Source organism: Streptomyces sp. NPDC001493 (genome assembly GCF_053597235.1).
Genome location: NZ_JBSFHV010000004.1, coordinates 15,982 through 29,625 on the forward strand (window position 1 = coordinate 15,982; position 13,644 = coordinate 29,625).

At 73.9% G+C, this 13,644-nt stretch carries 12 protein-coding genes; 5 read left to right on the top strand and 7 right to left on the bottom strand.

Going from position 1 to position 13,644, the window contains the following annotated elements:
• The first annotated feature begins 28 nt into the window (after nucleotides 1-28).
• On the top strand, nucleotides 29-1,387 hold the full coding sequence (locus tag ACWCWD_RS07785) for a carboxyl transferase domain-containing protein (protein ID WP_450771461.1): 1,359 nt from the start codon (nucleotides 29-31) through the stop codon (nucleotides 1,385-1,387).
• A 13-nt stretch (nucleotides 1,388-1,400) separates the two neighbouring features.
• Here the strand turns inward: ACWCWD_RS07785 and ACWCWD_RS07790 are convergent, their stop codons facing one another.
• The 3 genes from ACWCWD_RS07790 to ACWCWD_RS07800 all read right to left on the bottom strand — a co-directional run bounded on the left by ACWCWD_RS07790 (nucleotide 1,401) and on the right by ACWCWD_RS07800 (nucleotide 4,887).
• Complete coding sequence (locus tag ACWCWD_RS07790) at nucleotides 1,401-2,495, bottom strand: LLM class flavin-dependent oxidoreductase (RefSeq protein ID WP_450771046.1); 1,095 nt, start codon at nucleotides 2,493-2,495, stop codon at nucleotides 1,401-1,403.
• A gap of 345 nt (nucleotides 2,496-2,840) precedes the next feature.
• The gene (locus ACWCWD_RS07795) at nucleotides 2,841-4,178 is read right to left on the bottom strand and encodes an MFS transporter (protein WP_450771047.1); all 1,338 of its coding nucleotides are present in this window, start codon (nucleotides 4,176-4,178) and stop codon (nucleotides 2,841-2,843) included.
• 64 nt (nucleotides 4,179-4,242) lie between these two features.
• Nucleotides 4,243-4,887, bottom strand: a complete 645-nt coding sequence (locus ACWCWD_RS07800) for a LysE family translocator (RefSeq protein ID WP_450771048.1) — start codon at nucleotides 4,885-4,887, stop codon at nucleotides 4,243-4,245.
• Nucleotides 4,888-5,050: 163 nt separating this feature from the next.
• On the opposite strand from ACWCWD_RS07800, the gene ACWCWD_RS07805 reads away from it, so the two are divergent.
• Nucleotides 5,051-5,677 (top strand): flavodoxin family protein, encoded by a 627-nt coding sequence (locus ACWCWD_RS07805; RefSeq protein ID WP_450771050.1) that lies wholly within the window; start codon nucleotides 5,051-5,053, stop codon nucleotides 5,675-5,677.
• A 121-nt stretch (nucleotides 5,678-5,798) separates the two neighbouring features.
• On the opposite strand, the gene ACWCWD_RS07810 is transcribed toward ACWCWD_RS07805, so the two are convergent.
• Nucleotides 5,799-6,599, bottom strand: a complete 801-nt coding sequence (locus ACWCWD_RS07810; protein WP_450771051.1) for a PaaX family transcriptional regulator — start codon at nucleotides 6,597-6,599, stop codon at nucleotides 5,799-5,801.
• A 278-nt stretch (nucleotides 6,600-6,877) separates the two neighbouring features.
• On the opposite strand from ACWCWD_RS07810, the gene ACWCWD_RS07815 reads away from it, so the two are divergent.
• Nucleotides 6,878-8,344, top strand: a complete 1,467-nt coding sequence (locus ACWCWD_RS07815) for a carboxypeptidase regulatory-like domain-containing protein (RefSeq protein WP_450771052.1) — start codon at nucleotides 6,878-6,880, stop codon at nucleotides 8,342-8,344.
• A 165-nt stretch (nucleotides 8,345-8,509) separates the two neighbouring features.
• The gene (locus ACWCWD_RS07820) at nucleotides 8,510-9,238 is read left to right on the top strand and encodes an SDR family oxidoreductase (protein WP_450771053.1); all 729 of its coding nucleotides are present in this window, start codon (nucleotides 8,510-8,512) and stop codon (nucleotides 9,236-9,238) included.
• 96 nt (nucleotides 9,239-9,334) lie between these two features.
• On the opposite strand, the gene ACWCWD_RS07825 is transcribed toward ACWCWD_RS07820, so the two are convergent.
• Entirely contained in the window at nucleotides 9,335-10,591 is a 1,257-nt protein-coding gene (locus ACWCWD_RS07825; RefSeq protein WP_450771055.1) for an amidohydrolase, read from the bottom strand.
• Nucleotides 10,592-10,927: 336 nt separating this feature from the next.
• The gene (locus tag ACWCWD_RS07830; RefSeq protein WP_450771056.1) at nucleotides 10,928-11,563 is read right to left on the bottom strand and encodes an HAD-IA family hydrolase; all 636 of its coding nucleotides are present in this window, start codon (nucleotides 11,561-11,563) and stop codon (nucleotides 10,928-10,930) included.
• A gap of 699 nt (nucleotides 11,564-12,262) precedes the next feature.
• On the opposite strand from ACWCWD_RS07830, the gene ACWCWD_RS07835 reads away from it, so the two are divergent.
• The gene (locus ACWCWD_RS07835) at nucleotides 12,263-12,484 is read left to right on the top strand and encodes a DUF6243 family protein (RefSeq protein WP_450771057.1); all 222 of its coding nucleotides are present in this window, start codon (nucleotides 12,263-12,265) and stop codon (nucleotides 12,482-12,484) included.
• 91 nt (nucleotides 12,485-12,575) lie between these two features.
• Here the strand turns inward: ACWCWD_RS07835 and ACWCWD_RS07840 are convergent, their stop codons facing one another.
• On the bottom strand, nucleotides 12,576-13,418 hold the full coding sequence (locus ACWCWD_RS07840) for a helix-turn-helix transcriptional regulator (protein WP_450771059.1): 843 nt from the start codon (nucleotides 13,416-13,418) through the stop codon (nucleotides 12,576-12,578).
• Nucleotides 13,419-13,644: the final 226 nt, after the last annotated feature.

Genomic DNA, 13,644 nt, shown 5'->3' on the forward strand with positions numbered 1-13,644 from the left:
GCGGCCGGCGCGCCGGACCGCGCGCGAGATGATCGCCGTCGTCGCGGACACCTTCGACGAGCGGCCGGCCCCCGGCGACGAGCACCACCCGGGCGCCGCGCAGGCACCGGACGGTCCGCTCGGCTGGAGCGGTTACGGGGCGGCGCGGGCCGAGGCCGCGGAGCGGACCGGCGAGACGGAGTCGGTGGTGCACGGCACGGCCCTGGTCGGCGGGCAGCCCTGCGTGCTGCTCGCCTTCGAATTCGGCTTCCTGGGCGGCTCGTTGGGGTACCGGACCGGGGACCGGCTGACGGCCGCGTACGCCCTCGCCCGGGAACTCCGGCTGCCGCTGGTCTCCTTGGTCGCCACGGGCGGCAGCCGGATGCAGGAGGGCATGGTCGCGCTCACCCAGCTCCAGCGGGTGGCCCGCGCCTCGGCGGAGCTGCGGGCGGCCGGGCTGCCGCAGCTCGCGGTCGCGCGGGACCCGACGACCGGCGGCGGCTGGGCCACCGTGGGCGCGGGCGCCGACGTGGTGCTGGCGCTGCCGGGGGCGCAGGTCGGGTTCGCCGGTTCGCGGGTGCGCCCGCCGGACGCGGACCCTTACGCGTACACCGCCGAGGGGCAGTTGGCGGTGGGGCAGGTCGACGCGGTGGTGGACCGGGCGGAGTTGGCGGGGACGCTGGGGCGGTGGCTGGCGGTGCTGAGGGGCGGCGCGCAGGCGGGCGCGCGGGCGTCCGGCGTACGGCCCGCTCCGGTGCCGCACGCGCTCTCCCGCACCCGGCTCCCCGCGACCGGCCGGGAGGCGGTGGCCCGCGCCCGCGCACCCGAACGACCGCGCGCGGAGGCGTACTTGGACGCGTACTTCGCGTACCGGCTCGCTCTGCACGGCGACCGGGCGGGCGGCACGGACCCGGGGACGCTCTGCGGGTTCGGGCTGCACGGGGACCGGCCGGTGGCGTACGTCGCCCAGTGCGGCACCGCCACCCGGCCGGCCGGTTACCGGACGGCGGCCCGGACCGTGCGGCTCGCGGACCGGCTCGGCATCCCCGTACTCACCCTGATCGACACCCCGGGCGCCGCCAACGACGCGGCGGCCGAACGGGCCGGGGCGGGCGCGGCGATCGCCGACGCCTTCGCCGCGATGGCGGAGGCGCGGGTGCCGGTGACCACGCTGGTGATCGGCGAGGGCGGTTCGGGCGGCGCGCTCGCCCTGGCCGCACCCGGCCGCACCCATGTCACGGCGGACAGCTACTTCTCGGTCATCGCACCGGAGTCGGCGGCGGCGATCCTCAAGCGCCCGCCGTCCCGCGCCGACGAGACGGCCGACCAGCTCGGTCTGCGGCCCCAGGACCTGGTGGCGCTGGGGATCGCCCGGGGCATCGTGGGCGAGGAGCCGGAGGCACTGTAGGCAGTGCCCCGGCTCAGGAGGCCGCGAGCGCGCGGAGCCGGGGGGCGACCTCCTCGCCGACCCGGAACGCCTCCTCCAGGTGGGGGTAGCCGGAGAGCACGAACTCGTCCACGCCCAGGCGCCGGTACTCGTCCAGCCGGGCGGCCACCTCGTCGTGCGAGCCGACCAGCGCGGTACCGGCCCCCTCGCGGACCAGGCCGATGCCGGCCCAGAGGTTCGGGGAGATCTCCAGCTTCGCGGCGTCGGCGCTGCCGCCGTGCAGGGCGGTCATCCGGGCCTGGCCCACGGAGTCCATCCGGGCGAACCGCTCCTGGCTCGCCCGGACCGCCTCCGGGTCGATGCCCGCGAGGATCCGGTCGGCCTCGGACCAGGCCTCGGCGGAGGTGTCCCGGCTGATGACGTGGAGCCGGATCCCGTACCGCAGCGCGGGGGCCACCGCGCGCAGCCGCGCGATGCGCCCGGCGATGGCGGCGGGCGGTTCGCCCCAGAGCAGCTGGACGTCGGCCCGGCGGGCGGCGACCGCCTCGGCGGCGGGGGACGCCCCGCCGAAGTAGAGGGGAACCCGGTGCTGGACGGCCGGGTCGGTGAGCCTGGCGCCCTCGATCCGCAGGTGTTCGCCGTGGTGGTCTACCTCCTTGCCGTCGAGGAGGTCCCGCAGCACCGACATCACCTCGTCGGTCCGGGCGTACCGCTGGTCGTGCGGCAACGCGTCGCCGTAGGCCAGTTGTTCGGCGGGATCGCCGCCGGTGACCACGTTGAGGGAGAGCCGGCCGCCGGCGAACCGGCGGAAGGCGTCGGCCTGTTGGGCGAGGAGCGTCGGGCTGGTGAACCCGGCGCGGAAGGCGACGAGGAAGCCGATCCGTTCGGTGTGCTGGGTGAGCGCGGCGCTGAGGATCCACGGGTCGACGCAGCCGAGGCCGACCGGTGTCAGCAGCGAGTGGAACCCGGCGGTCTCGGCGGCGCGGGCGACCTGCGCGAGGTAGCCGACGTCGGCACGGCGGCGGGTGGCGGAGCCGGTACGGCCCTGTACGGCGGTGACCCCGCCGGGGTCGCGGCCGTCACCGCCGGTGGGCAGGAACCAGTGCAGCAGGAGGGAGCTCTCGGACATGGCGGACCCCGATCGGCAGCGGTGGGAGCGGGAGCGACGGCTGGTTGCCCGGCAGGTGCGCGGCGAGCGGTGCGTGTGCGACGCGCGAGCCGTACGGCTGACGCGTCAGCGGTGCGTGCGCCGGCCGTACGCGGGACGCGTCAGCGGTAGTACGACAACAGCGCTCGGCCCGACAGCGCGCGGCCGGGACGCGCGGCGGAACCACGGAGCGTCGCGAAACCGGGTGAGGGGCCATGGAGGCATGGTGATCCGCCCGGCGTCCGCCCGACAAGCGCGTCCCGCATCCCGGACAGCCCGCACCCACATCCCGGGCGGCCGTCCACGCGGATCCGGAGCCGGGTGCCGTCAGGGCTGCGGGTTCCTGGCGTCGTAGCGGAGGAAGCCGCGCCACTTCAGCGCCAGCAGCAGCACCGCGGCCACGCACGCGAGACCGCCGCCGGTGACGGCGACGCCCGGGGAGGCCAGGTCGGAGACGGAGCCGGCCAGGAAGTCGCCGAGGCGGGGGCCTCCGGCGACCACGACGATGAAGACGCCCTGGAGCCGCCCGCGCATCCGGTCCGGCACGGCGGCCTGGAGCATGGTGCCGCGGAAGACCATCGAGAAGGTGTCGGCGCAGCCCGCCAGGGCCAGGAACACGATGCCGAGCCAGAGCTGGCGGGTGAGGCCGAAGGCGGCGATCGCCGCACCCCAGCAGGCGACGGCGCAGACGACCGCGAGTCCGTGCCGTCTGACCCGGCCGAGCCAGCCCGAGCAGACTCCGCCGAGAAGGGCGCCGAACGCCGGGGCCGCGACGAGGAGTCCGGTGGTGCGGGCGTCGCCGTGGTACCAGACGATGGCGACGACCGGGAAGAGCGCCTTGGGGCTGGCGAGCACCATCGCGCAGAGGTCGCTGAAGAAGGTCATCCGCAGGTTGGGGCGGGTGCCGAGGAACCGCAGCCCCTCCAGCACGGAGGCCCGCTCGCGCGGCTGCTCCGCGCCGGGCCCGGTGCCGGTCGTGGGCCCGGTGCCGGGCTCGTCGGCGGCGGACGCACCGGGCGCGGCCTTGGGGCCCCGGTCCGGCAGCATCGAGGGCAGGCGCCACATGGCGTACAGGGAGGCGGTGAAGGTGACGGCGTCCACGGTGTACGCGGCGCGGTAGCCCCACCAGCCGACGATCACGCCGCCCAGCATGGGGCCGACCAGGGTGCCGGTGGTGCTGGTGAGGGATGAGAGCGCGTTGGCGGCGGGCAGTTGTTCGGGCGGCAGCAGCCGCGGGATCATCGAGCTGCGGGCCGGGGAGTTCAGCGCGAAGCAGACGGCCTGGAGGGCGACGATCGCGTACAGCAGCCCGACCTGCTCCACCCCCGCGACGGCGGAGACGAGCAGGGCCACCGAGAGCAGGAACGATCCTGTGGAACTGCCGAGCCCGAGCTTGCGCCGGTCCATGGTGTCGGCGATGGCGCCGCCGTACAGGCCGAAGACCACCAGCGGTACGAGCGAGCAGAAGCCGATGAGCCCCACGGAGAAGGCGGACCCGGTGAGGTCGTACACCTGGAGCGACACCGCGAGCGAGGTCATCCCCTGCCCGATCCAGGACACGGTGTTGCCGAACCACAGCCGCCGGTAGTCGGGGGACGTGCGCAGCGGGGTCAGGTCGGCGAATATGCGTGTGCGGTGTACATCCGGTTTGCTCTTTTGGGTCACGCCGGATGGTAGCGACCCTCCCCCGGCCCGCCGGTACGCACCCCTGCGGCAGGCCGGGGCCCGGTCACTCGCCGAACGCCAGGCGGAGGCCGAATCCGGCCACGACCGTGCCGGTGATCCGGTCGAGCAGACGGCGGGCGCGGGGTTTGCGGAGCCAGCCGTTGAGAAGCCGCGCACAGCCGATCAGCACGGCCGACCAGACCAGCCCGAGGAGGAGGTGCACGCTCGTCAGCAGGAGTCCCGCGGTGAAGTGGTTGGCGCCGGGCGGGATGAACTGGGGCAGGACGGCGACGTAGAACGCGCCCATCTTCGGGTTGAGGAGATTGGTCAGGGATCCCTGCCGCCAGCCGCCGCCCATCGTGTCCGCCCCGGCGGACAGCGGGCCCTCCGGCGCGTCGGAGGCCGGGGACGCGTGGCCCCTGAAGGTGTCGCGGAGCATCCGTACGCCCATCCACACCAGGTAGGCGGCTCCCACCCAGCGGAGCACCTCGTACGCCAGGTGCGAGGCGGTGAGGAGCGCGGTCACGCCCAGGGAGGTGAGGGCGCCCCAGAGCAGGGTGCCGGTCTGGATGCCGAACACGACGCCCCAGGCCCGTCTGCGCCGGCCGAGAGCCGAGGTACGCAGGATCAGGGCGGTGTCGAGGCCCGGAGTGAGAGTGAGGAGCCCTACGACGAGGGCGAAGGTCCACAGCGAAGAGGTCATTGCCATGGACCGTCAGCTTATCCGGACCCGCCTGCGGAGGGGCAGGGAGTGGGCCGTTCTTCGGCCGGCGTTCCACCGTGTCCGGTATCCGGTCGTCGGTGTACCAGGACGACGTGTGTGGGCGATGGTGGACCCGTCGCGTTCCGGCACCAGCGAAATGAGAGACCCGATGACCACCCCTGCGGCCCGATCCTTCCTCTTCGTCCTCGGCAGCTCGCGCCGGGACGGCAACTCCGAGGCACTGGCCCGGCGTGCCGCCTCGGCGCTTCCGGCGCCCGTGGCCCAGCGGTGGATCCGGCTGAGCGACCACCCGCTGCCGCGCTTCGAGGACCTGCGGCACACGGGCACGGGGATGTACGAGGAGCCGGACGGCAACGCCGCGATGCTCCGGCGGGCGACGCGCGAGGCCACGGACATCGTCATCGTCAGCCCGCTGTACTGGTACAGCGTTTCGGCGGACGTGAAGCTGTACCTGGACCACTGGTCGGGCTGGATGCGCGTCCCCGGCCCGAGGTTCACCGAGGAGATGCGGGAGAAGACGATGTGGGGCGTCACCGCGTACGCCTCGGCCGACGCCTCCCTCGCCGACCCGCTGATCGGCACGCTGCGCAACACCGCCGACTACCTGCGCATGGGATGGGGCGGCGTACTGCTCGCCAACGGCACCCGGCCGGGCCAGGTCCTGGAGGACGATGCCGCCCTCGACCGGGCCGCGCGCTTCTTCGCCGGGGTGGGCGCTGACGGAGCGGCCCCGGCGGACGCGGCGGACGACGCCGAGGTGCTCGTCGGGCCGTGACGCGGCCGATCGACCGCATGCGGGCCCCGGGTCACGTCGAGCGCCGCCCGGACCCCCGTCGCCCCGGCCGGGCGCCGACGCCCCGGCCTGACCGGGCGCCCGGTCAGGTCCCGGCGCCCGGTCAGGCCCCGGCGATGAGCCGGTCCGCGAAGGCGTGGGCCGGTTCGCGGGAGAGGTCGAGGGACTCCAGGAACATCGCGCGGGCCCGCGCGCCGTGCCAGTCGTCCGGCAGGAGCTCGGGCGGCAGGTCGGGGTCGGCGAAGACGATCGGCCGGAAGTCGTGGATCAGGGTGACGCGCCCGGTGAGCGCCGCCTCCCCGGTGGTGTCTTCGGCGCGGAGCGGGGTGAGCGCGGGCGCGTGCGCCGCGAGGAGCGCTTCGTAGTCGTGGTCGAGGGCGGCGAGGTCCCAGGCGCGGGCGGCGATGCTCCGGTCCTCCTCGGGGCTCGCGGTGTCGGAGCGGAAGACGTCCAGGCGTACGGACGGCTGGCCGGCGAAGGCCGCCCGCACGGGTTCCGTACGGTCGTGGGGGCTGAGCCAGAGGGCCGGGGAGAGCGCCCCGAATCCGTGGCGTGCCAGCTTCTTGCGCAGCTGGTCCCGCAGGGCCCGTTCGGTCTCGGGCACCGAGTAGGCGACGAGGTGCCAGCGCCCGTCCCAGGGGGTGGGCGCCCGGCCGTAGATCCGATCACGGCGCTCGGCGAGGAGTCGCCGGCCCTCCTCGGTGAGGGAGTAGACGGTCTCCCGGCCTTCGCGCCGTCCCGCGAGCCAGCCCTCTTTCCGCATCCGGGCGACGACGACGCGGACGGTGGTGTCGGGGATGCCGAAGCAGCCCATGACCGCGACCAGCCCCCGGAGGCGGACCTCGCCGCCCCGGTGGCGCAGGTAGTCGCCGTACAGCTCGAAGACCAGCTGCCGTGGCTTCATCACGGGCGGCTCCCTCTCATTCGGCCCCGTACACCTGCCCGAGGGTACGGGCGCCCCGCACCCGCGCCCGCGGTCGCCCACACCACCGCGCACCATGCGTGCCACTTCCTCGACGACCGTTCTACTATTGACACATGACATCTGAGGTCCGCTGACGCCGTTCGCGGCCCCGCCCCGCGCGAACGGGGCGCCCCCGAGAGCACGGCGGCCGACGATCCGGCCCCGGACACCGACCCCGGACAGCACCCCCGGACACCGACCCCCTGGACACCCACCGCATGCGCACCGCACCTCCGGCCGAGCCCCCGACCGCCTCCCCGGCGGACGTCGCGCCGAGCCCCCGCCTGGTCCGGACCCTCGCCGAGACCCTCTGGTTCCCGCTCGCCCTCTTCCTCGGCTTCCTCTTCTGCTTCGCCCCGGCGCTGCACTCCCCGGCGCCCCACCACGCGAAGATCGCCGTGGCAGGACCGGCTTCCGGCCGCGACTCCGGTACGGGGATCGCCGCCGCCCTCGACCGGGAGTACCCGGGCGGGTTCGAGGTCTCCCCGGTCGCGGGGGCCGCACGGGCACGGCACGCGGTCACCCACCGCGAGGCGGTGGCGGCGCTGGTGACGGGCGACAAGCCCGTCCTCTACGTGACCCGGGCGGAAGGCGCCGTCCTCGCGCAGAAGATGACCGCCGTCTTCACCGCGTTCGCCGCCGAGCAGGGGCACACCCTCACCGTCCGGGACGTCGTGCCGACCCACGACGCGGACCCGATGGGCACCTCCGCCGTCTACGTCGCCATCGCGTGGAGCGTCCCGGGCTACATCCTGGCGACCGCGCTGCTGCGCGCGGTGAGCTTCAACCGGCGGAAGAAGTTCCTGGTCGTCCTCGGGGTGGCCGTACTCTTCAGCGCGATCGGCTCGGCCGTCGGCGCGATGCTGGGGTTCCTCCCCGCGTCGCCGTCGTCCATGGCCATCGCCTTCCTGCTGACGACCGCCGTCGCCACCGTCGCGTCGGGCCTCGCCCCCTTCACCCGGCAGTTCTTCCCGCTGGTGGGCATGGGCCTGTTCATCGTGCTCTCCATCCCGACCAGCGGTGGCGCCGCGCCCGCCGCGCTGCTGCCGCCCGTCTTCCAGTACGTCCACGCCGTCATGCCCCTCGCCAACGCCGTGGACGCCCTGCGCGGAGTGCTCTACTTCGGCGGGGCCGGCACCCTGCGTCCCGTACTCGTCCTCTGCGCCTGGATCGCGGCGGGAGTCGGCCTGATGGGGCTCGACGCCCTGCGGCAACGGCACCGCCGCCGGGGCGACGCCCTGGACGCCGCCCCTGCCGGGACTCCGGAGGCGCCCTCGGAGAGCACTGGGCCCGACGGACCCGCGGAGCCCGCAGAGCCGCCGGCCGAGGATCCCGCGCTGAGCTTCCCCCTCCCGGTCGCGCTGCCGGTGCACCGCCACCACTTCGGGGAGCGGGAGCCGGACCTGATCGGCACCGTGCACGGGATCGGCAGGGGACCCGTCCACCACGCCTCCGTCACCGTGATCGACGGCCACGGGCGGCAGCTCGTACGCACCACCACCGACGCGCTCGGCCGGTACGCGGTGGCCGGCCTGCCCGAGGGTCACCTGAACATCGTCGCCTCCTCGCCCGGACAGGCAACCGCCGTCCAGCGCAAGCACCTTCGCCCCGGCGTAGTGGCCCGCTCCGACTTCGCGCTGCGGGGTACGGGGCGGGGCGACGGGGCCGAGGAGCGGGAGGCGTAGCCCCGCCCGGAGCGAAACCGCCCGACCGACCGACCGCCCGACCGACCGACCGCCCGACCGCCCGCCCGACCGACCGGCGGATGCACCCGGACGCCACGCTCGGACCGCACCGACCGATGTCCCCCATGTCATATTTCGGATACATCTCCGAGCGAAGGGCATCCCATGAGGTTCGCGGTCATCGGCGGTACCGGGCTGATCGGCTCGCAGGTCGTCAACGATCTGAACGCCGCAGGTCACGAGGCGGTTCCGCACTCCCAGTCCACCGGAGTCGACGTCATCAGCGGGCGCGGGCTCAAGGAGGCGGTGGCGGGGGTCGACGCCATCGTCAACCTGACGAACTCACCCACCTTCGACGAGGCGTCCCCGGCCTTCTTCCAGAAGTCGATGGACAACCTTCTGGCGGCGGGGGCCGAGGGCGGTGTCGGCCACTTCGTGATCCTCTCGATCGTGGGCGTGGACCAGGTTCCCGAGCTGGACTACTACCGGGCCAAGAAGCTCCAGGAGGACATCCTCGCGGCCGGGCCGATCCCGTACTCGATCGTCCGGGCGACCCAGTTCATGGAGTTCGTCGAGGCGGTGCTCTCCTGGACCACCGAGGGCAGCACCGTGCGGCTGCCCGCCACCCCGATCCAGCCGATCGCCGCCGCCGACGTGGCCCTGGCGGTGGCCGAGGTCGCCGCGGGCTCCCCGCTGGGCGGGGTGCGCGACATCGCCGGCCCGGACGTCTTCGCCCTGGACGAGCTGGGCCGGATCACCGTGGCCCACGCGGCCGACGGCCGTACCGTCGTCACCGACCCCACCGCCGGGATGTTCGCCGCGGTCAAGGGCGACGTCCTCACCGACAGGAGCGCCCACCTCTCCTCCACCCGCTACACCGACTGGCTCGCCTGAGGAGAAGCCGGACGGACGCGGACGCGGGGGCGGGTACGGCTCGGACGCCCGACCGGCTCGCCCGAGGAGCCGGACGGACGCGGGGGCGGGTACGGCTCAGACGCCGAGCCAGGCCAGGGCGGCGACGGTCAGGGCGCTGACGCCGGTGTCCAGGGTGGGCTGGAGGACGGGGGCGAAGAAGGGGCTGTGGTTGACCGGGACGTCGCGGGCGACGGTGCCGTTCCCGACGGCCTCGGCGTACAGCTCCGGGTCGGTGCCGCCGATCCCCCAGTAGGTGAAGGGCACCCCGTACGCGTCCGGGATCAGGCTCAGGTCCTCGCTCCCCGTCTGGAGCTCGACGGTGTGCGCGTCCTCGCCGAAGTGGGCGGCGAACGCCTCGGCGACCCGCCCGGTCACGGCCTCGTCGTTGAGGGTGGGCGGGAAGGCGGCGATCTGCTCGATCAGCGGTTCGGCCGGAGCTCCGGACGCCTGGCACTCGGCCCGCACGATCCGCTCGATCGCGCCCAGTACCTGGGCGCGCGTGGCCTCGTCGTAGGTACGGACGTTGAGCTGGATGACCGCGCTGTCGGGGATGACGTTGGGACCGGTCCCGGCGTGGATGCTGCCCACGGTGACGACGGCGGGGGTGGTGGCCGCCAGCTCCCGGGAGACGACGGTCTGCAGGCGCACCACGATCATCGCGGCCATCACCACGGGGTCCACCGACGCCTGGGGCATCGAGCCGTGCGCGCCCCGGCCGTACACGGTCACGCGCAGGCTGTCGGCGGCCGACAGGAACGATCCCGGGCGCGTCCCCACGTAGCCCGCCGGATGGGGCAGTACGTGCTGGGCGAGGACCACGTCGGGGCTGGGTATCCGTGTGGTCAGGCCGTCGGCGATCATGGCGGCCGCCCCGTCACCCTTCTCCTCGGAGGGCTGGAAGAGCGCCACGAAGGTGCCCCGCCAGGCTTCCCGGGACTCGGCCATCAGCCGCGCACCGCCGATCAGCGCGGTCATGTGCACGTCGTGTCCGCAGGCGTGCATGACGGGCTGCCCGGAGCCGTTCTCGCCGGTCACGGTCGCGGTGGAGGCGTACGGGAGGCCGGTCCGCTCCTGCACCGGGAGGGCGTCCATGTCGGCGCGGGCCATGACGACCGGTCCGTCGCCGTTGGCCAGCACGCCGACGACCCCGGTCCCGCCGATCCCCTCGACGACCTCGTACCCGGCCTCGCGCAGCGCCCCGGCCATCCGGGCGGCCGTGCGGTGTTCCTGAAGGCCGAGTTCGGGGTGGGCGTGCAGGTCCTTGTACAGGTCCTCCAGGCCGGACCGGATGCCGTCAAGGCCGGCCAGTACGGTGCGGGCGCCGTCGCTCATGGTTCCTCCTCGCGCGAGTGGCGCTCTCCCCGCGCTACGGGGCGGGCCGGGAGCCGCGCCGATCAGCGGGGCCAGTCTAAGGGCGCTCCGGTGAGGCGTTTCCGCAGGCCGGGGCGGGTGCCCCACTCCACCGCCGGCGACGCGTGGCGACCGGTGGCCACCGGTAGAGCGACGAGGCTCGTTCGCCCGCGTGCGCGCCCGGGCCGGTCCCCGCACTGCCGGAACGGCCATGAGGCGAGGGGGCGTCGGCATTCGACACCCCGGGAGTTCGCGGGTCCGTACGCCGGCTTCACGTGGAGCGGGAGGCGTCAGGGGCGAGTCGGGCGGGAGGCCCGATCAGGCCGAGGACCGGCTGTCGGCGAGGAGGGCGTCCAGGTACGCGGCCGTGGCCTCCGGGTCCGTCGTGTGGTGCACGGTCCGGATGCCCAGGGCCTCGGCCGGTGGCAGGTTCACCGCCCGGTCGTCCACGAACACGCACTCCGGGCCGGTCAGCCCGAGCGCGGTGAGGGCCCGTTCGTAGATGAGGGGCGAGGGCTTCCGTACGCCTTCCCGTTCCGAGAGGATCACGGCGTCGAAGAAGTCCTCGCCCAGGCCCTTGTCCGCGTACGGGTCGTACGGATCGGTCCCGAACGAGTTGCTGAGCATGGCGACCTTGATGCCGGCCGCGCGGGCCCGACGCGCCGCCGCGACGATCGCCGGCTCCTGGTGCAGGTGGGCCAGTGCGCGCCGCATCAGATCGGTGGGGTCGATGCCGAGGATGCGGCCGATGACCCGGTTCCAGTCCTCCTGGACGGCCTCCCCGACCTCCAGCGCGGCGTACACCTCGACGCCCTCCGGGTTCTCCCCCAACGCAGCGAAGTACGCCCCCGGCTCCAGCCCTTCGGCCCGCTCGAACGCCTCCCCGTTGAGCCTCATCCGGGTCGTGAGCACTCCGCCGAAGTCGAGGATCAGTCCACGGTACGGAGCTCCCACAGCAGCCTCCCGGCAGCGTTCGACGGTACGCGTACGAGCCTCGGCCCCCGTACGACGGGGGGGCGTGCACCGCCGGGGCCGTACGCGGGACACGTGAGCCATGTCCAGCACGGCGCCCGGTGAAACCGCGCCGCACGCAAGCGAGTTGGCGTCACACACCCACCGGGGCGCCCGACAGTCGTACGGTGCGGCGAGGTTGCCGATGCCCTCCATGAGGAGGGTTCGACTCCTCTGCGGCTCATCGATCGGCGGACCGAAGCCGGTCACGCGGAAGGCGAAGTCCCGCCCATCATCGGCCCGTACGACCCGGCAGCGCGTGAACAAGAGCGATGGACCTTGCGGTTGACGTGCGAGCAGCTGCCGCGGCCACCGTCATCCTCGCCGCCGGCCTGTCGGCGTGTTCCGGTGACGGCGACGGCGACGGCGACGGCGACGGCGACGAGGCGACCGGGAAGAGGTACACCGTGCCCACGTCGCTACACCGCGACGATCGGGCGGTCGGTCGCCTGCCGGTGACCGCCCGATCGTCGCGGGGGGCCCGCCGTGCAGGAATGGCGTAACGTCTTGGCCATGTTCTTCCAGACACAGATTTACGAGTGAGAGCGTGACGGGCCCCCGCTGACGTCCGTATCCGACGTCGCCGCGCCCGTCCCCCACCGATGAATCCGTAGATCACTTCACATCATTCCGGGAGAACCCGTGAGCAAGAACATCAACAACCCCGTGGGCATGGGCGGCGGCCAGCGCAAGCGGCAGTCCCGCACCGAGCGGCAGAACAACGGCCCGCACCGCAACCTCGACCGTCAGGGCGCCGCCGACCAGAAGGCGGAGCTGGTACGCAAGATGCGCGAGAAGGCCGCAGCGGCCGAGGGCGCGACCGGGACCGCCGGGCAGACGGGCGGCGACACCGCACAGAGCTGACGCGGAGCACCCTCCCGGTCTCTCCCCCCGGGGCGAGCCCATGGCCGGGGAGCTCTCGGATCTCGCCGCGACGCCCGGGGCGACGGCAGCGCTACCGCTCCGCCGAGGACTCCCGGTTCCGGGTGGCGTGGAGGCTGCCGAGCAGGGACAGCGCCTGGGCGCTCGGGCTTCCCGGTTCGGCGTGGTAGATCACCAGCTGCTGGCCCGGGGCGCCGCGGACGTCGAAGGACTGGTACATGAGGTCGAGCGGACCGACGTCGGGGTGGACCACCGCCTTGGCGTCCCGGGTCTTGCTGTGGACGGCGTGCGAGGACCAGAGCGCGGCGAACTCCTCGCTCTCGTCGGCCAGGGAACGGACGACGTCGTGCAGGCGCCGGTAGTGCGGGTCCAGGCCCGTGGCGTGGCGCAGTCCGGCCACGACCGCCTCGGCCGCCCGCCCGAACCGGGTGAAGAAGGTCCGCGCGGCCGGGTCGAGGAAGGTCATGCGGGCCATGTTGTCCCGCTTCCCGAATGCCGAGAACAGGGCGTCGGCCAGCGCGTTCGCCGCCAGGAAGTCGGTGGCGGGGTTCAGGACGAACGCCGCGGCGTTCGGGTATCCGTCCAGTAGGTGGCGCAGCGCCGGAGTGACCGTTTCGCGGGGCTGGGGCCGCTCGCGGTCGGGTGCGGTGCCCGCCAGCCGGTACAGGTGCTCCCGCGCTTCGTCGTCCATCCGCAGCGCGCCGCTGATCGCGTCGAGGATCTGCGGGGAGGGGCCGCGCTCGCGGCCCTGTTCGAGGCGGGCGTAGTAGTCGCTGTTCATCCCGGCCAGCACGGCGACCTCTTCGCGCCGCAGTCCCGCGACCCTGCGCGTGCCGTAGGAGGCGAGCCCGACGTCGTCGGGGCGCAGGCGGGCGCGGTGGGCGCGCAGGAACTCTCCGAGGCCGTTGCTGGTCATCTCTTCAGGTTAGGTGGTGTCCGGCGGATCAAGGTCGGACAGGGCGCGGCGTCCGGGGCGGTGCATCGCAAGGCGCCGAAACGTCCTCATCGCGGAGCGATTCGGGCGTTTCGGCAACGCCGCGAGGTGCCGTTCCGGGCGTCGCGACCCCGGCCATGATCCGCCGGACACCACCTGAGGTGGTGTCCGAGCGTGTGCCTGGGTGTGCCGTACCCATGCACGACTC